Below are 19124 nucleotides of genomic sequence, written 5' to 3' on the forward strand. Positions count from 1 at the left end.
CGCCCGCCCGGCGGCTACGCCAGCAGTGAGAAACCCAGCAGCACCGAGATGAGCAGCAGCGCCCCCGCGAAGATGAACCCCGCGGAGAAGGCGGGCAGCGGCCTCCGCTCCCGCATCGCCCGCTCGACCCGTGCCCAACGGATCATCGCGAACACCGTGCACAGGGTGGCGGTGAGCACGAGCGCGGCGATCACCCCGGTGCGTACGTGTTCGGTGTCGGGCACCTGGAACGAGTGCAGCGCAACGGCCCCGGCGAGCAGGCCGAGGACCGTGCGTGCCCAGGCCAGGAAGGTGCGCTCGTTGGCCAGTGTGAACCGCGGGTCCGGCTCGGACCCGTGGGCGTAGACCCAGCGCGGGTGCCGGGGATCCTCCTCGGTCGAGGGTCTCTCAGTGACGTTCGATGTGGTCATCAACCAGGCCTTGGGTCAGGTAGAGGGTGCGCGGGTCAAGAGATCGGAGCGGCGGTCGACTGGAACCGAGTCGACGATCAGGTCGTCGACGTGGCGCAGGAGCCGCTCGGGAATGCTCGCGTCGCCGAGGTATCGGGCGTGCATCTGCAGGCCGTCCCACAGGGCCGTCAGCAGGACTGCTTCGGTCTCCGGGTCGAGGTGGGGGTGGAGGAACCCCTGTTGCTGCAGAGAAGCGATCTCGGTGGCGAGGGTATCGAGGACGCGGGTGTAACGGGTCGCGAAGAACGTGTGAGCCGGGTGGGCGTGATCGGTGGCCTCGCACAGCATGGCCGAGTAGAGGGCCACGGATTCGGGGTGAGCCTCGTTGTGCAGGGCTCGCCGGTAGACGTTGTACACCTTGTCGTAGGTGGTGACGGGTGTGATGTAGGCGCTGTCGGCCTGACGGTCACGGCGGTTGATGACCGCCTCCAGGAGGGCTTCCTTGGAGTCGAAGTAGTAGAGCAAGGTGCCGTGTGTCACCTCCATCTCGGCAGCGAGCTTGCGCAGGCTCGTCGCCTGGAACCCCTGGCGCGCGAAGGCGCGTGCGGCGGCCTCGATGATCCCGTCACTGCGACGGTCGGCAGGGATGGTAGGCGCCGGACGTGCGGGAGGCCGGGCTTCTCCTCGGGCCGATCCGACGGCCGTCGCGATCCAGGCCGTCGTCTCGGTTTCATCGACACGGTCGTCCGCCAACAGAGAGCGCGCTGCGAGTACATCGGCAGGTACGACGCGCTCGGGCAGGTACAGCCAGAGCACGTTGAGGCCATCCCAGATGGCCAGCGTGTCGACCGCGCGACCTCCGAACGCGGGAGCCAGCTGCTCTCTGCCGCCTCGAAGGTGCTGGTCGACGAAGTCGTGCGCCGGATGCTCGGGCGGCACCGCCTCACCGAGGAGCGTGGTGTAGAGCTCGACCTGGGATCGCGTACCCCTGCGCGCCGCCTCGCACAGCGCCTTCTGGGCCGCAGCGGCGTCAGGATGACCGGCCCCAGGCATCAGGCCTGCGGCAAGGCGGTCGAGCAGCCCGCGCAGCACGTCCTCCTTGGAGGGAAAGTGCCGCAGGATCCCCGCGTGGGTGACGCCGACGAGCTTGGCCAGGGTGCGTAAGGACGTGGCCTCGAACCCGTCCGTGCCGAACAGCTCTTCGGCAGCTTGGAGTATCTGCTCGCGGCGGAGTGCTCCCCTGCGATTCGGCGTACTGCTGACATGAGGCACGCGATCGGTTCCTTCCGGTGGCCGTCCAGTGATGGGAGGGTACCGCGCCGGGCCCCGAATGTAACCACTTGGGCAAAAAATGTAACCAAGTGGGCAAAGAATGTAACCACTCGGTCAGACTATGTGATAGAAACCACTCCAAGCAGGAGGCGGCCCCAGCCTCCGCCCGAAAGGGATGGACATGTCAAAGACGTCGATGGCCACTGTGAAGCCCCCCTCGGGCACCCGGGTGCGCGCGGACAAGAAGCTCGCTTCCTCCTTGGGGTTCGTGCAGTTCGGGCACTTCCTGGTCTGGGGTTCGGTGCCGAGCGTGCTGTTGGCCGTGCAGATGGAGGACCTGGATCCCGGCAACAAGGAAGCCAACCTCGCGCTCGTGGTCGGTCTGGGGGCCCTGGTGGCGACTGTGATCCAACCCGTGTGGGGCATGGCCTCGGACCGTACCCGCAGCCGTTACGGCAAGCGGACGCCCTGGCTGCTCGGCGGGGCCATCCTCGCCGTTCTCGGGCTGCTGGCCATCGCTCTCGGCAACACCGTCGTGACCATCGCCGTGTCCTGGTGTGTGGTCCAGGCCGCAGTCAACGGCGCCAACGGCATCCTCACCGCGGTCATGCCCGACCGCGTGCCGGAGAGCGTGCGCGGAGTCTTCTCGGCCGTCCTGGGGCTGGGCACGATGGCCGGCATCCTTGGCGGCCAGATGGTCGCCTCGGCCCTCGTTCCGCACCGACAGCTGCTTCCATACGCGGTGGTCGCCGCGGTCGTGGTGACGACCACCGTTGTCTTCGTTCTCCTCAACCCCGAGGAGCCGAGCCTCGTGGACGAGCGACAACCGCTTGCGTTCAGCTCGATGCTGGGACTGGTCTGGGTGAACCCTCGCAAGTACCCCGACTTCGCCTTCACGTTCCTGTCGCGGCTGTTTCTGATGCTGGGCTACCACATGGTCGGCGCCTACCAGCTCTACATCCTCCAGGACCACATCGGGTTCGACCGTGCCGAGGCCCTGCGCACTCTGCCCAAAGTGATCATGATCGCGGCGGCAGTGATGCTCGTGTCGCTGCTGCTGTCCGGCTGGCTCTCGGACCGGACGGGCCGCCGCAAGCCGTTCCTCGTCGCCTCGTCACTGATCATCGCGCTCGGCCTGATGATGCCGTTCCTGGTGCCGTCCGCCACCGGATTCGTGCTGTACGGAGCCGTCGTCGGCTTCGGGTTCGGGGCCTACCAGGCACTGGATGCCGCGCTGATCTCGATGGTGTTGCCCTCGCAAGAGGACACCGCGAAGGACCTCGGTGTGGCGAACCTGGCCGCTCATCTGCCGCCGATCCTCGGGCCTGCCGCGGCCGGTTTGGTTGTCCTTCACGCCGGCGGCTACCCGATGCTGTTCGTCCTCGCCGGCGCGGCCGCCTTCCTCGGTGCCCTTTTCCTCCTTCCCATCAAGTCCGTTCGCTGAGGCCATCATGAAACCCTGGAACACTCCCGAGCTCGTCGGTGCCGGCCGCGAGCCTGCCCACGCCCTGACCCACCACGACCGTCTCGATCTGAACGGCACGTGGGACTTCGAACTGCTGCCCTCCCCCGACGCGGAGCCGACCGGCTCCTGGCGCCCGCTGACCGTTCCCGGCGCCTGGACCATGCAGGACACCGGCGACCTGCCGCAGTACACCAACGTGCGCATGCCGTTCGACACCCACCCGCCTCATCCGCCACAGGACAATCCCACCGGCCTCCACCGGCACCACTTCGAGGTCCCCGCGGCATGGGCCGGCCGCCGGGTCGTTCTGCACGTGGGCGCTGCCGAGAGCTTCCTGCTGGTCCGGCTCAACGGCCAGGAGGTCGGGATCAGCAAGGACAGCCACCTGCCGGCGGAGTTCGACGTGACCGATGCCCTCTGCGAGGGGGTCAACGAGCTCGTGCTGACGGTGGTGAAGTGGTCCGACGCCAGCTTCGTCGAGGACCAGGACCAGTGGTGGCACGGCGGCATCACCCGCGGCGTACACCTCTACAGCACCGCGCCCACCCACCTCGCCGATGTCACCGCCGTCGCCGACTACGACCCCGTGACCGAGGAGGGCACCCTCGCCGTCACGGTCACCGTCGGCACACGCGGCCTGCTGCTCGACGAGGACCTGCGTGTACGGGTCCGCACCGACGCCCACGAACTGCTCGCCCCGGTCCCAGTGCGCCGCTCCCGCACGCTCCCTGGAGACCAGGACGGAGAGGCCCTGTCGGCCACTGCCGCCGGCACCGACCTCTTCGGCCTCTACAGTGCCACCGCCGCTGGCCTACCGCTGCCGCCCGGCTTCGAAGGCGTGGCCGAACAGGCCCTCGCCCGCATGTTCCCGCCGCCCGGAGGCCGCGTCCAGCTCACCGTCCCGGCACACCGGGTCAGCCCCTGGAGCGCTGAGCGGCCCGCGCTGTACGACGTCGACATCGAGCTCCTCGACGCAGACGGCAACCAGGTCGACACGACCCGCGTTCGCGTCGGCTACCGGCGCGTCGAGATCAAGGGCCGCGACCTGCTCCTCAACGGTGAGCGGATCTGGATCCAGGGCGTCAACCACCACGACTTCCACCCCCGCACCGGCCGCACCCTCACCCGCGAGGACATCGCCGACGAGCTGAGGCTGCTCAAGCGGTTCAACATCAACGCCATCCGCACCGCCCATTACCCGGGCCACCCCGACCTGCTCGACCTGGCCGACGAGTACGGCTTCTATGTCATCGACGAGGCCGACATCGAGGCCCACGACCACGCGTCGGCCCTGTGCGACGACCCTCGGTACCTGGGCGCCTTCCTCGACCGGGTCTCACGCATGGTCGCCCGCGACAAGAACCATCCGTGCGTCATCGCCTGGTCACTCGGCAACGAGAGCGGCAGCGGGTCCAACCACGACGCAGCGGCCGCCTGGGTACGCCGCCACGACCCGACGCGCCCGCTGCATTACGAGGGCGCCATCAGCCGCGACTGGTACGGCGGCCACACACAGACCGACCTCGTATGCCCCATGTACCCGACGATCGACGCGCTCAAGGCGTACGCAGCCCATCCATCGGCCAGCCGGCCGTTGATCATGTCCGAGTACCAGCACGCCATGGGCAACTCCAACGGTTCCCTCGACGACTACTGGGACACGATCCGCACGCTCCCCGGCCTCCAGGGCGGCTTCATCTGGGAGCTGTGGGACCACGGCCTCGACCCCGACGGCGACGGCCGCCACCGATACGGCGGCGACTTCGGCGACCTGCCCAACGACGGCAACTTCTGCATCGACGGACTGCTCTTCCCTGACGGCACCCCGCACCCCGCGATGTTCGAGCTCCGCCACCTCTTCGCCCCGGTGACCATCACCTCGGGACCCATCGCCGCCGACGACGACTGGATCGAGCTCCGCAACGAGCGCCACTTCCGCGACCTCGACGATCTGCGCTTCACCCTCCAGACCGTGACCACCGCCGGGACAGGCCCAGCCATCGAACTGCCCGTCCCGACTCTCTCCCCCCAAGACCGCGCGAAGATCCCGTTGCCTCAGACCGTCGTACGCGAACTGCGCGAGAACACCGACATCGTGGCCCTGCGGTTGACCGCCGCGACCGCCCGTGACCAGGCGTGGGCGCCCGCCGGAACCGAGCTCACCGTCCGTCAACTGGCGCTCGACCGCCAGACCGACGGTCTCCAGCCCCAGCGCGATCACGGGACCGCCGGAAAAGTGCCCGCTCTCGTCCTCGACGACGCCGGCCTGCTCCAGCACCCCCTGCTCGCCACCGGGCCCCGGCTGAGCCTGTGGCGCGCCCTGACCGACAACGACAAGTCCCGCTTCGTCCACGGGCGCCTTGCCGCGACCGGTTTGAACGAGACGGTCCGGGAGGTCGAGAGGCGCGAGGTCTCACCCACCGCAGACCAGGCCGTCGTGACTGCCCGCTATCTCACCGCGCACGGTGAGGAGATCCGGCATCAGCAGACGATCACCTGTGAACCGTCGGGGAGGATCCGGTTCGACGAGCGGGTCGTCATCCCCGAGACCCTCCCCGACATCCCCCGCCTCGGGGTCGTCTTGGAGACCCGCCCCGGCTTCGACACCGTCCAGTGGATCGGCGATGGACCCCACGAGTGCTATCCCGATCGCCGCGCCTCAGCGCTGATCGGCAGATGGACGTCAGCGATCGACGACATGCCCGTCCCCTACCTGCGGCCCCAGGAAAATGGCGGCAGCAGCCGCACCGTCGAAATAAAGCTCACCGGACCCGACGGCTCCGCCCTCACCCTCGACCTCGACCGGCCGATGCAGATCAACGTCTCCCGTCACACCGTGGCGGACCTCGAAGCCGCCACTCATTACTGGCAGTTGAAGCCACGATCGGAGACGGTCGTCCACTTCGACATCGCCCACCGGGGCCTCGGCACGGCCTCCGTCGGTCCCGACGCCCTACCCGCCTTCCGCGTCGGGCCAGGTGAATACGCCTGGACGTGGTGGCTCACCAGCTCCTGACCGCCGACACACCAGCAAACCCCGTACCTTTCGGAGACCAGACATGCGCATCATCTACGTAGACGTGGACACCCTCCGCGCCGACCACACCACCCCCTACGGCTACCACCGTCCCACCACCCCGAATCTGCAGAAGCTGGCCGACAAGTCGGTCACCTTCGACCGCTACTACTGCTCCGACTCGCCCTGCATGCCCTCGCGAGCAGCCCTGACCAGCGGGCAGTTCGGCATCACCAACGGCGTCATCGGCCACTACGGAGAGGCCGCACAGTTCCGCCTCGACACCGGCCACGGCCCCGAACCCGACCGGCCGCTGCTCGGCCAGGCCCTGCAGTTCGCAGGCCACTACACGGCCGCCATCTCCGTCTTCGCGGAGCGCCACCGTGCCTACTTCTTCAACGGCAACTTCCGCGAGACCCTGCGCGCCACCCCTCACTGGGGCGACGAGGATGCCAAGGACGTCAACGCCGCCGCCATCGACTGGATCCGGCGTCACGCCGACGAGGAGAACTGGTACCTCCACCTCACCTACTGGGAGCCGCACACCAACTACACCCAGCCGGTCGAGTGGACCGAGAAGATGGCCGCCTCCGGCCCCGTGCAGGAGTGGCCCGATGAGCAGACCATCGCCGAGCACGCCGAGGTCTACGGGCCGCGTAGCGCACTCGACCTGCACCACTCCATGTGGGCGGGCGTCGGCGAGTCGAAGTCCCCGGTCCCGCACAACATGCCCGATGCCGTCCGATCACGCGCCGACTTCGAGCACCTCATCAACGGCTTCGACGGTGCCATCGCCTACTGGGACCATCACTTCGGCAGGCTCTTGGCGGCCCTCGAAGAACTCGGCATCGCCGAGGAGACGGCCATCATCGTCAGCGCTGACCACGGTGAATCCCTCGGTGAGCTCGGCATGTATGCCGAGCATGGCATGGCCACCGAACCCGTCCATCGCCTCCCGCTCGTCGTGTACTGGCCCGGCCTGACCGACGCCCTCCCGGACGAGGCGCGCCACAACGACAACCTGCTCTACAACATCGACCTGGCGCCCACCTTGTGCGACCTGCTCGGCATGGCCACCCCGCCCGCATGGCAGGGCGAGTCCTTCGCCCCCGCGCTGCGCGGAGAAGAAATGGGCTCCCGCGACTACCTGGTCCTCGGTCACGGTGCCATGACCTACCAGCGGGCCGTCCGCACCCGCGACCATCTCTACGTCCGCACCTACCATCCCGGCTCCTTCCGCGCCGAGTGGGAGCACCTCTTCCATGTCACCGACGACCCCCACCTCACCAACGACCTCCTCGAGGACGAGCCCGACCTCGCCGCGCAGATGCGGTCCCACCTGGCCGACTGGTGGAACCAGTACGCCGGACGTCCCGGCGCGCAGCCCGACCCCATGCAGTCCTCCCTCCAGGCCGGCCCCGTCTACTACAACGACCCGGCCCGGTACGCCGAGCACCTGCGGGCCACCGGCCGCGTCCACCTCGCCGAGGACCTCGAGGTCCGTCTCCAGAGCCTGACCGTGCCCGTCCCCTGGCACACGCCCCACAAGCCCCGCACCGCGGAGCTCGTCCAGAAATGGCGGGAGCTGGCACAACGGCAGCAGCAGCCCGCGAACTAACACTTACGCACCTCAGGAGCCCCATGCACGACCGCCCCAACTTCGTCATCTTCGTCGCGGACCAGCTCCGCGCCGACGCCGTCGGTGCCTTCGGCAACCCGCATGTACGGACCCCGAACATCGACGCCCTCGCAGCCCGCGGCACCCGCTTCACCAACGCCTACGCACAGAACCCCATCTGTGCCCCCAGCCGCGCCTCCCTGATGACCGGCTGCTACCCGCACACCTTCGGTCACCGCACCCAGACCTACCTGATCAAGCCGTGGGAACCCAACCTCCTCGGCACCCTCAAGGCGGCCGGCTACCACGTGACCTGGGCGGGGATGCGCGGTGACCTCTTCGCCCCGGGCGCCACCGAGACCAGCGTCGACGAGCACGGCTTCAGCGAGTTCCCGACCGTGCTGCCCAACCACGGCAAGGACCCCGAGCAGTGGCCCGGCGGCGACCTGTGGGCCCGCCTCTACTATCGCGGGGAGATCCCCGATGACGGCCGCGTCGACCTCGACGAGGCCACCACCCGTACCGCCGAGCAGTGGCTGGCCGCTCCGCCCGAGACTCCCTGGGTCCTGTTCGTGCCCGTCCTCGCCCCGCACCCGCCCTTCGAGGTCGCCGAACCATGGTTCTCGATGTACGACCGCGAAACCATGCCCCTCCCGGTGGAAGCCGACCCCGACAGCCCCGAACCGGCCTACATGGCCGAAGTGCGCGCACGCCACGGGCTCGACCGGGCCACGCCCGAGCTATGGCAGGAGGTGAAGGCCACCTACTACGGCATGATCTCCCGCCTCGACGACCATCTGGGCCGGGTGATGGAGCACATCGACCCCGACGACACGGTCACCGTCTTCCTCTCAGACCACGGCGAGTACCTCGGCGACTTCGGTCTGGTCGAGAAGTTCCCCACCGCCATGCACTCCTGCATCACCCGCGACCCGCTGATCATCGCCGGCGGCGGTCTGCCGCAAGGTGGCGTCAGCGACTCGATGGTGGAGCTGGTCGACGTCATGCCCACCCTCCTCGAGCTGGCCGGGGTCGCCCCAGCCCAGCGCCACTTCGGCCGCAGCCTCCTTCCGCACCTGCACGACCTCGACTCCGAGCACCGTCCCTACGCCTTCACCGAGGCCGGATTCTCCGTGGAGGAGGGTGACCAGGTGGAGCAGGGCGGGTTCCCCTACGACCTGCGCATCACCCTGGCCCAGGAGCAGCCGGTCATGGTCGGTAAGGCCATCGCGGTCCGCGACCAGGAGTGGACCTACGTCTGGCGCCGCTACGAGCAGCCCGAGCTCTACCACCGCGCCACCGACCCCGACGAACGCCACAACGTGGCGGGACTTGCCGAGCATGCCGAGACCCAGCGCCGACTGCACGAGGCGGTGTTCACCTGGCTGGTCGACACCGCCGATGTCATCCCCATCGAGCGGGATCCGCGACTACCGCATGTCGACCTGCCAGCCCCGGTCCGCGACGCACGGAGCACCTTGTGACCACAGACCCCACCGCGCCCCCGCGCTGCTGCATGCCATCGAACGAGCCCGCTCGCGCCCGAGGGATTCCGCTGGAGACACCTTCGCTGGCGCCGACGCTGACGGTCGGCGCCGCAGAGCCTGACGACACCATGGTTCGACTGCCCGGCGGAGAATTCCTGATGGGGACCGAGGACGCCGAGGGCTTCCCCGGCGATGGGGAGGGCCCAGTGCGCCCGGTGCGCCTCAAGCCGTTCCTCATGGACGCCTATGCGGTCAGCAACGACGAGTTCGCGCGATTCGTCGCCGACACCGGCCATGTCACGGACGCCGAGCGATTCGGCTGGTCCTATGTCTTCGCCGGTTTCCTGCCCGCTGCCGTACGCCGAGACGCACGCCGGCTCGAGCACACTCCCTGGTGGTGCGGCGTGCAAGGCGCCGCCTGGAACCGCCCCGAAGGCCCCGACAGCACACTCCAGGACCGCGGAAACCACCCGGTGGTGCACGTGTCGTGGAACGATGCCGCCGCCTACGCGGCCTGGGCCGGCAAGCGGCTGCCGACGGAGGCCGAGTGGGAGTACGCGGCCCGCGGCGGCCTCGAGCAGAAGCGCTACCCGTGGGGCGACGAGCTGGACCCGGACGGTGACTACCGCTGCAACATCTGGCGTGGCACCTTCCCCACGAAGAACACCGCGGCCGATGGCTACCGGGGTACCGCCCCCGTCGACGCCTTCGAGCCCAACGAATACGGGCTGTTCAACACCTCCGGCAACGTGTGGGAGTGGTGCGCTGACTGGTGGACCATCGAGCACCCGGTCATCTACCCCACCGCCTGCCCGCTGGCCGATCCGACCGGCCCGGCGACAGGAACCGCCAAGGTCATCCGCGGTGGGTCCCACATGTGCCACCGCTCCTACTGCAACCGCTACCGCGTCGCCGCGCGCACCGCCACCACCCCTGACAGCACCAGCGGCCACACCGGATTCCGCTGTGCCCGGTCACTCTGATGAAGGAGAACCACCCCATGGAGCACTTCGCACCGACGACGACCGCGACCGACGTCCCCATCGATGTCCCGGCCGACGTAGCGGCCGTCGTGGAGGCTGCCCTCGAACGCCTCGATCTCGACAGCAAGACGCGGCTTCTCGCCGGACAGGATCTGTGGTCGCTGCCAGCACTCCCCGAGATCGGACTCGACTCACTGGTCATGTCCGACGGGCCTGTCGGCGTGCGGGGCGGAACGTGGAGCGTCGACGACCCCTCTCTTGTGCTGCCGAGCCCGACCGCCCTGGCCGCCACCTGGGACCCCGAGCTCGCCCGCCGCGCGGGGCAGGTCCTCGCCCAGGAGGCCCATCGCAAGGGTGTTCACCTGCTCCTCGCGCCCACTGTCAACCTCCACCGATCCCCGCTCGCAGGGCGCCACTTCGAGTCGTACTCCGAAGACCCGGTGCTCACCGCCCGGATCGGCGTGGGCTACGTGACCGGCCTCCAAGAAAGCGGCGTCGGCGCCACGGTGAAGCACTTCGTCGCCAACGATGCCGAGACCGAACGGTTCACCGTCGACAACCGTATCGACGACAAGGCGCTGCGAGAGTTGTACCTGGCGCCCTTCGAGGAGATCGTCAAGGACGCGCGCCCGTGGGCGCTGATGTCGGCGTACAACGCGGTCAACGGCTCCACCATGACCGAGCACCGCGAGCTCCAGGTCGACGTCCTGCGCAAGGAGTGGGGCTTCGACGGGGTCGTGATCTCCGACTGGCTCGCCGCCCGCGACACGGTAGGGGCGATCGAAGGCGGACTCGACGTGGCCATGCCCGGTCCACTGACGGTGTTCGGGCCGGCGCTCGCCGCCGCCGTACGCGATGGCCGGGTTTCGGAAGCAGCCGTCGACACCTCCGTACGACACGTCCTGCTGCTCGCCGCTCGCCTCGGCCTGCTCCAAGGCGCCGCACCCGAGGTGCCCGTGGACCGTCGCCCCGCACCGGTGGACGGCCCGTCGGTGGCCCGGGAGATCGCCGCCCGGTCCTTCGTGCTGGTCCGCAACGAGGGAGGACTCCTGCCCCTCGTCCCGTCGGCAGGGCGAGGCGTCGCGCTCATCGGCCGCACCGCCCGGGACGCCCGGATCCGGGGCGGCGGTTCCGCCGCCGTACATCCCGCCCAGGTCGTCTCCCCGCTCGAGGGGCTGCGAGCCGCGCTGCCCGACGACGTGGCGCTCACCTACGCGATGGGCGCCCATCCGGACGACGAGCTCGGTGTCGCCACTGAAGGGTTCAAGCTCCGCGCCGTCCTGCGCGACGCCGACGGCACGGTCCTTGCCGAGCAGCCGCTCGACCTCGGCCGGGTCCGCTGGATGGACTCCGCACTTCCCGGCGACACCGACTTCGATGCGCTCGCAACGGTCGAGCTCACCGGCACGTTCACTCCCGGCGACAGCGGCCTGCACCACTTCGGAACCAGCGGAACCGGCGACTTCCTCCTCACCGTCGGCGGCACGGTGGTCTACGACGGCAGGGACGCCGCCGGCGCCGATCCCATGGAGGTGCTGACCGGGCGGCCCATCGCCCGCGGCACCGTCACCTTGGAAGCCGGGAGGACCGTCGAGGTCAGCCTGCTCCACCGCGCCCCGAAGGTCGCCTACGGGCATCTGCGTGGTGTCGCCTTCGGTCTCACCCACGGCGACCCCGGCGCAGACGACGACAGGCTCATCGAGGAGGCCGTCACCGCCGCCCGTTCAGCTGACACCGCCATCGTCGTGGTCGCCACGACTGAACGCGTCGAGTCGGAAGGCTTCGACCGCGCGAACCTGCACCTGCCCGGCCGGCAGGACGAGCTCGTCGCCCGCGTCGCCGCCGCCAACCCTCGCACTGTCGTCGTGGTCAATGCCGGGGCTCCGGTGGAGATGCCCTGGCGCGACGACGTCGCCGCCGTGCTCCTGACCTGGTTCCCCGGGCAGGAAGGCGGCGCCGCACTCGCCGACGTGCTCCTCGGCCAAGAGGAGCCCGGTGGTCGCCTACCCACCACCTGGCCCGCACGCCTGGAGGACGCCCCTGTCACCCGCGTCATCCCTGAGAACGGTGTCCTGCCGTACGACGAGGGCGTGTTCGTCGGCTACCCGGCTTGGCGCAACGGCACCGTCGCGCCGGCGTACCCCTTCGGCCACGGCCTCGGCTACACCACCTGGGAGTATCTGGCCCTGGAGACCGCCCCCGATCGCGTACGCGTCCGGCTGCGCAACACCGGGACACGCCCGGGACGCGAGACAGTCCAGATCTACGCCGAGCCACTCGACCCCGACAGCACCCGTCCCGCGCGCGGGCTCGTCGGGTTCGCCACCGTCGAAGCCCGCCCCGGGGAGACCACCGAGGTCGTGATCCCGCTCGCACAGCGCGCCTTCCAACACTGGGACACCACGAGCGGCGGCTGGGCCACGACGCCCGGCCGCTACTGGCTCCACGCGTCCCGCACCAGCACGGACGACGCGCTGTCCGCACCGCTCACCATCCCTGCGGCCCCGTGACGGGCCCGATTCCCTCCACCGAAAGGCACACCACCATGGACACGGACGTCATCGTCGTCGGAGCCGGCCTGGCAGGGCTCGTCGCCGCGCACGAGCTGACTGCCCGCGGCCACCGCGTCGCCCTCCTCGATCAGGAGGGACCGGCCGATCTCGGCGGGCAGGCATTCTGGTCGTTCGGCGGTCTGTTCCTCGTCGACTCGCCCGAGCAGCGGCGTATGGGTGTGCAGGACTCGGTCGAACTGGCGTGGAGCGACTGGCAAGGGAGCGCCGGCTTCGACCGTCTGAACACCGAGGACTCGTGGGCGGCCCGTTGGGCGCGTGCCTACGTGGAGTTCGCTGCCGGGGAGAAGCGGGCATGGCTGAAGAGTCACGGTCTGTCGTTCCTTCCTACGGTCGGGTGGGCCGAACGCGGCGGCCTGCGCTCCGAGGGACACGGCAACTCCGTCCCGCGCTTCCATGTCACTTGGGGAACCGGACCAGGCGTCGTCGAACCGTTCATCCACAAGGCCATGGAAGCCGCCTCGGAGTGCGAGCTCACCTTCCATCACCGCCACCGCGTCGACGAGCTCATCACCGAAGGCGGCGCCGTCACCGGCGTACGAGGCACCCTCCTCGCCGAGGACCACTCGCCCCGTGGAGTCGCCACCAGCCGCGAGGCCGTCGGCGAGTTCGAGATGACAGCTCAGGCCGTCATCGTCGCCGCCGGTGGTATCGGCGCCAACCACGACCTGGTCCGCCGTCACTGGCCCGAACGCCTCGGAACCCCTCCCGCCAACATGGTCACCGGGGTACCCGCCTACGTCGACGGCCGCATGCTCGACATCAGCGCCGCTGCCGGCGCCCGTCTGGTCAACCGCGACCGCATGTGGCACTACACCGAGGGCCTGCGCAACTGGAACCCCGTCTGGCCCGGGCACGGCATCCGGATCCTCCCCGGCCCGTCGTCGATGTGGTTCGACGCCCTCGGTCGCCGCCTCCCCGAGCCGTGCCTGCCCGGCTACGACACGATGGCCACCCTGCGCCACCTGCGGACGACACCCGACCTGGTGCCGTACGACCACTCCTGGTTCATCGCCACTCAGAAGATCATCGCGAAGGAGTTCGCGCTCTCCGGCTCCGAACAGAACCCCGACATCACTGGCAAGGACAAGGCCGCCTTCCTCCGCACCCGGCTGCTCTCCGGAGGCAGCGCACCGGAACCGGTCGAGGCGTTCAAGCAGTACGGCGAGGACTTCGTCGTCGCTGACACCCTGGAGAAGCTCGTCGCCGGTATGAACAAGCTGACGGACAGCCCCCTCTTGGACGCAGCACACCTGCGCAGCCAGATCGAAGCGCGCGACCTACAGGTTGCCAATCCGTTCAGCAAGGACGTTCAGATCCAGGGCATCCACAACGCCCGCCGCTACCGAGGCGACCGGCTCGGCCGCGCCGCCGCCCCGCACCGGCTCCTCGACCCCTCCGCCGGGCCGCTGATCGGTGTGCAACTCCACGTCCTGACCCGCAAGACCCTCGGCGGCATCCAGACCGACCTCGATTCACGGGCCCTCGGCCACGACGGCACCCCCATCAGTGGCCTCTACGCGGCTGGTGAAGTCGCCGGCTTCGGCGGCGGCGGCGTCCACGGCTACAACGCCCTCGAAGGTACCTTCCTCGGGGGCTGCCTCTTCACCGGTCGCCAGGCCGGTCGCGCCGCCGCCGAAGCCATCGGCTCATGAGACCGGCTCTCATGTCCTAGAGCGGAAACACGAAGGCCCGGGCCGATGGCCCGGGCCTTCGTCTCGCGTAAGGCGCGACTCAGGTGTCACTATGTAACGACTCAACACGTGGTGGACGCAAAGGGACTCGAACCCCTGACATCCTCCTTGTAAGGGAGGCGCTCTACCAACTGAGCTATGCGTCCGAAGCGCCCCAAGAGTACGCGATCAAGGGCGAGCCCGGCCAACTGGGCCACAAATGGAAGTTGAGCCGCTGACGTCTCGGGTCATCAGCGGCTCAACACCTAAAGGTTAGATCCCGCCCAGGGCATAGGAAAAGCGATGTAACCACCCTGTTAACGGACCTTGGATGACCCGTAAACTACCTGCTCACACAGCCGCGTGGAGCTGCCGGAGGTGCTCCTCGAGGTCGCGGCCGTCGGCGTTCGCGTTGTGCACGGCCCACCGCACGACACCCGACTTGTCGACGATGTAGGAGGAGCGGAGCGGGGCGCCGGTGCGCTCGTTGAAGACGTCATAGGCCTTGGCGACGTCGCCGTGCGGCCAGAAGTCGGAGAGCACTGGGAAGTTGAGGCGGTCGGTGTCGGCGAACTGCCGGATCGCGTAGACCGGGTCGCACGAGATCGCCAGCACTTCGGTGTCGAAGGTGACGAACTCGTCGAGGCGGTCGCGCAGCCCGCTCATCTCACCGGTGCAGACGCCGGAGAAGGCGAACGGGAAGAAGAAGATCGCCACGGCCTTCTTGCCGTGGAAGTCCGAGAGCGTGACGTCGGCGCCGAACTGGTCACGGAGCGTGAAGTCCGGGGCCGGTCCGCCGATCTCAAGTCCACTCACTGCCCTGCCGCCCTCTCGCCGTTCGATCCTGCCTCGATGTCCCAGGTGGCCAGCTCGCGGCGGAGCACCTTGCCCGTCGCGTTGCGGGGCAGAGCGTCGGTCACGACGATCTCCCGCGGCACCTTGAAGCGAGCCAGATTCTCCTTGACCCAGTCCTTCAGGACCGCATCGACGTCGCTGTCCGCGCCGGGAACCAGCACCACGAACCCGCGCAGCCGCTTGCCGAAGTCGGCATCGTCGACCCCGACACAGGCGGCGTCGGCGACGAGCGGGTGCCGCATCAGGCAGTCCTCGACCTCCTGCGGGAAGACGTTCTCACCGCCGGAGACGATCATGTCGTCGTCGCGCCCCTCGACGTAGAGCCGTCCATCGGGGCCGAACCGCCCGACGTCACCGGTGGCCATCAGGCCGTCGATGACCTCCTTGCCGCCGCCGCTGGTGTATCCCTCGAACAGCAGCCCGTTGCCGACGAAGATCCGGCCGGCCTCGCCGTCAGGCACCGGTACGCCGTCGGCGTCGAGGATCCGCATCCGGGTCCCCCACGGCACCTTGCCGGCCGAGGTGGGTGCCTCGCGCAGGTCGACGGGGTCGGCGATCGAGGCGTAGGAGACCTCGGTCGAGCCGTAGACGTTGTAGAGGCTGTCGCCGAAGCGGTCCATCCACTCCAGCGCCAGGTCACCGGGCAGGGCGGACCCGGAGGAGGCCACGGCCTTGAGCCGGGAGCCGATCCCCTCCAGGTCGTACGCGGCCAGGGTCTCCTCCGGCAGCGACAGGATCCGCTGCATCATGACCGGGATGACCACGAACGAGTCGGCCCGGGTCTCCTGAAGCGTCGCGAGCGCGTCCTCCGGGTCGAACCGGCGACGCAGGATCATCGTGGTGCCGAGCAGCTCGGCGAAGAGCAGGTGGGCGATCCCCCAGGTGTGGAAGAGCGGGGCGGCGATGAAACAGCGCCAGCCGTCCTTCATCGGCATCCGCGACATCAGCGCGACCGCCGCGTCGATCCCGGCCTCCTGACGCGGCGCCGACTTCGGCGCCCCGGTGGTGCCGGAGGTGAGGATCACGATCCGGCCGTGCCGCTTCGGCGGCGACACCGGACGCGCGTCGCCGGAGACCAGCGACTCCAGCGTCTCCCCCGGGTCGGACGAGTCCACCCAGGCGACCAGCCGCTGAGCCGTGGTGGCCGAGGACAGCAGCCCGGTGAACTCCTCGTCGTGGATGATCAGCGCAGGCTTGTCCCGCTCCAGCACTCCGACGAGCTGCGGACCCGCGAAGGCGGTGTTGAGGTAGAGCGCGTCGGCACCCAGCTTGGCGACCGCCAGGGTGGCGTCGACGAACCCGCGGTGGTTGCGGCACATGATCGCGACCCCGTCGCCCTCGCCGATGCCCCGGGCAGCCAGGGCCCGGGCGATCGCGTTGGAGCGGCGGTCGAGGTCGGCGTACGTCAGCGAGCCCAGCTCGTCGATGAGCGCGGTGCGGCGCGGGTAACGGTGGGCGAGGCCGATGAACCCTCCGGCCGGCCCGGTGCCCCAGCGCGCGAGCGTCAGACCGGTCCGCGCGAGCCCGAGAGGATTGACCGGCCGGACGATGCCGGAACCGGCCAGGATCTTCGCCGCGGAACCGGCGGTGCGTGCCTTGGCAGCCGTAGTCGAGAACACCGTTGGGAGTCTAACGTCGCTCACGCGAAGACTCCCGCGAGTGTCCAGCGACCCCGAGAACCGCCGCCATCAGGCAGGAGTCTTCGGCGCCAGCAGACGCGTCGCGGCCCAGTCCTTGCTCACAGATGCGGTGGTGGTCTGGGACAGGCCGGCGATCGGCGCCGCCTCGGCGATGTCGGCCGGGTCGACCGCACCGGGGCGGCCCACCTTCGGCGTCAGCAGCCAGATGACTCCGCCGCCGACGAGGTCGGTCAGCGCGTCGACGAGCCCGTCGACCAGGTCACCGTCGTCATCGCGCCACCACAGCAGCACGGCGTCGACGACATTGCCGTATTCACCGTCGACCAGGTCTGCGTCGACAGCGTCTTCGATGGCGACCCGCAGCTCGTCATCAGTATCGTTGTCCCAGCCCAGTTCCTGGATGACCATGCCGGACTTGAGGCCCAGCCGGTCCGCAGGCCCTGTGGCTGCGGTCGAGCTCACGTGTCTTTCCTCCAAGGCTTGATGTCCACGCCGCTTGCATGGACTTGGTTGGTGGTAGTCCAGCGGAGAACTCTGGTCCACGCAACCCCACCCGCCTGTCGCCCGCTAGTTAACGGCGTGTCGCAGGCGATTTCAGGCCCTCGGATCGAGCAGATGGAGCAGTACGTTGCGGTCCTGCGCCGTCCCGGCCGACGGGTGCTCGGCGAGGGGCACCTTGGGTGCCTGCCAGTCGTTGGCGGACAGCTCACGGGAGAGCGAGGCGAGGTGACCGACCTCCTCGATCGAACCGCTCCAGCGGGCCGGACCGGCGTGGTCGAGCATGGTGGTGGCGATGGTGAGCACGTCCCCGTCGGAGATCAGCTCGACGACCCGGCCCTGCTGCGGCCAGTCGATCAGCGACGGCGCGGTGACCTCCCACCACGAGCCATGGGGCTTCACCGCCGTACGGTGGGTGTGCCCGTTGAGCCAGAGGACCGCGCTCTCGTGGCGCGAGACGGTCTGCTCGATCTCGTCGCCCAGCACCCGGCGGCTGCCGGCGGCGCCGCTCATGTCGTTGACCAGCGAGGCCACGTCGTGGTGGCTGGCGATCACCGCGAGCCGCTCGTCGTAGTCGGTGGAGGCGAGCACGGCGTCGAGCCACTCCAGCTGCTCGGTGTCGATCGACCCCTGGAAACCACCGGCCGGGTTGACCGTGTCGAGGACGACGAAGGTGACCTCGTCGTTGACGTCGTAGCGGTAGTAGGACTCACCACCGGCCCTGAACCCGTGGCCCGGCGGCTTCGCCTCGTCGTGGACGTGGGAGTCGACGAACTCCTGCAGCGTGGTCTGCCGGCGGCGCCGGTCGGGGGTCACCTCGTAGGGCTCCAGCTCGCCCAGCATCCCGAGCGCCACCGGGTCGCCGGAGAACAGCCCGGCGATCAGCTTCGCCTTGGCCTCGTCGGTCCAGTGCTCGGGCATGGCGATCGCCTTCAGTCCGCCGACCGCGACCTCGCCGATGGCCGTGTTGCCCGGGACGGTGCCCTGCAGCATCGCGTCGTGGTTGCCGTTGACGGCCAGCCACGGCACCTCGAGCCCGGGTGAGTCGATGGCACGGCGTACGGCCTTCAGCAGGCCGGGGACGAGAGGGAAGCCGTGGTCGCCGCGGCGCATGTCGTACGTCTCGCCCTCGGGGTGCCAGAAGCGCTTGTCGGGCAGCACGGCGACGCCCTCGTAGTGCAGCATGTCGCCGGAGTCGGGGATCAGCCGGCCGCCGTCGAGCAGCGTGAGATACCAGTCGAGCTCGTTGAACTGCCCGTTGTCGGTGTTGTCGCCGGTCGCGATCGCCAGGTCGAGCGGGCCACCGCCGACAGGCCCCTTGGTGATCTCGTTGATCGCCTCGACCATCGCCGCGCCGACCTGTGCCGTGAGCAGCTCATGGGCCCGGTACGTCCCGACCTCCTCGATCAGCTCCCGGGTCGTGCTGTCGGGGTCCATGAGCCGGTCCAGCACCTCGACCCGCGCCGGCGACTGGTGGTCACAGATATGCATGTCCGAGAGGTGGGCGACGGTGAGCACCGGGTCTCCCAGCTCCTCAGGCTTCCGGGCCAGGTCGGTGCGCGAGATGTGGCGCTCCTGAGGGCCTTCGGCCAGACGTACGTAGGTGCCCTTCCGGCCACCCGCGACGATCCGCCCGCTCTCGCTCGTGACACCCATCT

General features: G+C 69.2%; 13 protein-coding genes and 1 tRNA gene. 7 read left to right on the forward strand and 7 right to left on the reverse strand.

Going from position 1 to position 19124, the window contains the following annotated elements; translation table 11 throughout:
* Positions 1 to 14: 14 nt before the first annotated feature.
* Complete coding sequence (locus G5C66_RS14830; protein WP_165111731.1) at positions 15 to 410, reverse strand: YidH family protein; 396 nt, start codon at positions 408 to 410, stop codon at positions 15 to 17.
* A 15-nt stretch (positions 411 to 425) separates the two neighbouring features.
* A complete protein-coding gene (locus G5C66_RS14835) occupies positions 426 to 1661 on the reverse strand; it encodes a TetR family transcriptional regulator (protein WP_165111732.1) in 1236 nt (411 codons plus the stop codon).
* 181 nt (positions 1662 to 1842) lie between these two features.
* On the opposite strand from G5C66_RS14835, the gene G5C66_RS14840 reads away from it, so the two are divergent.
* Genes G5C66_RS14840 through G5C66_RS14870 form a run of 7 tightly spaced genes read left to right on the forward strand, consistent with a single transcriptional unit; the run spans position 1843 to position 14455 of the window.
* Positions 1843 to 3105 (forward strand): MFS transporter, encoded by a 1263-nt coding sequence (locus G5C66_RS14840; protein ID WP_165111733.1) that lies wholly within the window; start codon positions 1843 to 1845, stop codon positions 3103 to 3105.
* 7 nt (positions 3106 to 3112) lie between these two features.
* Positions 3113 to 6142: a glycoside hydrolase family 2 TIM barrel-domain containing protein gene (locus tag G5C66_RS14845; protein WP_165111734.1), complete on the forward strand. Its 3030-nt coding sequence runs from the start codon at positions 3113 to 3115 to the stop codon at positions 6140 to 6142.
* 43 nt (positions 6143 to 6185) lie between these two features.
* Positions 6186 to 7760 (forward strand): sulfatase family protein, encoded by a 1575-nt coding sequence (locus tag G5C66_RS14850; protein WP_165111735.1) that lies wholly within the window; start codon positions 6186 to 6188, stop codon positions 7758 to 7760.
* Between the two features lie 23 nt (positions 7761 to 7783).
* Positions 7784 to 9244 (forward strand): sulfatase family protein, encoded by a 1461-nt coding sequence (locus G5C66_RS14855; protein WP_165111736.1) that lies wholly within the window; start codon positions 7784 to 7786, stop codon positions 9242 to 9244.
* A gap of 32 nt (positions 9245 to 9276) precedes the next feature.
* Positions 9277 to 10230: a formylglycine-generating enzyme family protein gene (locus G5C66_RS14860; RefSeq protein WP_165111764.1), complete on the forward strand. Its 954-nt coding sequence runs from the start codon at positions 9277 to 9279 to the stop codon at positions 10228 to 10230.
* Between the two features lie 17 nt (positions 10231 to 10247).
* Positions 10248 to 12740 (forward strand): beta-glucosidase family protein, encoded by a 2493-nt coding sequence (locus tag G5C66_RS14865; RefSeq protein ID WP_165111737.1) that lies wholly within the window; start codon positions 10248 to 10250, stop codon positions 12738 to 12740.
* 35 nt (positions 12741 to 12775) lie between these two features.
* A complete protein-coding gene (locus G5C66_RS14870; RefSeq protein WP_165111738.1) occupies positions 12776 to 14455 on the forward strand; it encodes an FAD-binding dehydrogenase in 1680 nt (559 codons plus the stop codon).
* Between the two features lie 109 nt (positions 14456 to 14564).
* Here G5C66_RS14870 and G5C66_RS14875 read toward each other — a convergent pair.
* From G5C66_RS14875 to G5C66_RS14895, 5 genes are all read right to left on the reverse strand, one after another.
* Positions 14565 to 14640 (reverse strand) — tRNA-Val (locus tag G5C66_RS14875).
* Between the two features lie 184 nt (positions 14641 to 14824).
* On the reverse strand, positions 14825 to 15289 hold the full coding sequence (locus G5C66_RS14880; protein WP_165111739.1) for a redoxin domain-containing protein: 465 nt from the start codon (positions 15287 to 15289) through the stop codon (positions 14825 to 14827).
* Positions 15286 to 16947 (reverse strand): AMP-binding protein, encoded by a 1662-nt coding sequence (locus G5C66_RS14885; RefSeq protein ID WP_165111740.1) that lies wholly within the window; start codon positions 16945 to 16947, stop codon positions 15286 to 15288. The genes G5C66_RS14880 and G5C66_RS14885 overlap by 4 nt, the downstream gene beginning before the upstream one ends.
* 69 nt (positions 16948 to 17016) lie before the next feature.
* Positions 17017 to 17430, reverse strand: coding sequence for a DUF3052 domain-containing protein (locus tag G5C66_RS14890; protein ID WP_165111741.1), 414 nt, complete (start codon positions 17428 to 17430; stop codon positions 17017 to 17019).
* Positions 17431 to 17562: 132 nt separating this feature from the next.
* Positions 17563 to 19122, reverse strand: a complete 1560-nt coding sequence (locus G5C66_RS14895) for a TIGR03767 family metallophosphoesterase (RefSeq protein ID WP_165111742.1) — start codon at positions 19120 to 19122, stop codon at positions 17563 to 17565.
* Positions 19123 to 19124: the final 2 nt, after the last annotated feature.

It is taken from the genome of Nocardioides turkmenicus (genome assembly GCF_011045035.1).
GTDB lineage: Bacteria > Actinomycetota > Actinomycetes > Propionibacteriales > Nocardioidaceae > Nocardioides > Nocardioides turkmenicus.

What these genes read in the sequence shown, in the direction of transcription:
- G5C66_RS14895 (WP_165111742.1), bottom strand. Translation starts at nt 19,122, where the DNA reads ATGGGTGTCACGAGCGAGAGCGGGCGGATCGTCGCGGGTGGCCGGAAG.
- G5C66_RS14870 (WP_165111738.1), top strand. Translation starts at nt 12,776, where the DNA reads ATGGACACGGACGTCATCGTCGTCGGAGCCGGCCTGGCAGGGCTCGTC.
- G5C66_RS14865 (WP_165111737.1), top strand. Translation starts at nt 10,248, where the DNA reads ATGGAGCACTTCGCACCGACGACGACCGCGACCGACGTCCCCATCGAT.
- G5C66_RS14845 (WP_165111734.1), top strand. Translation starts at nt 3,113, where the DNA reads ATGAAACCCTGGAACACTCCCGAGCTCGTCGGTGCCGGCCGCGAGCCT.
- G5C66_RS14830 (WP_165111731.1), bottom strand. Translation starts at nt 410, where the DNA reads ATGACCACATCGAACGTCACTGAGAGACCCTCGACCGAGGAGGATCCC.
- G5C66_RS14840 (WP_165111733.1), top strand. Translation starts at nt 1,843, where the DNA reads ATGTCAAAGACGTCGATGGCCACTGTGAAGCCCCCCTCGGGCACCCGG.
- G5C66_RS14860 (WP_165111764.1), top strand. Translation starts at nt 9,277, where the DNA reads ATGCCATCGAACGAGCCCGCTCGCGCCCGAGGGATTCCGCTGGAGACA.
- G5C66_RS14855 (WP_165111736.1), top strand. Translation starts at nt 7,784, where the DNA reads ATGCACGACCGCCCCAACTTCGTCATCTTCGTCGCGGACCAGCTCCGC.
- G5C66_RS14850 (WP_165111735.1), top strand. Translation starts at nt 6,186, where the DNA reads ATGCGCATCATCTACGTAGACGTGGACACCCTCCGCGCCGACCACACC.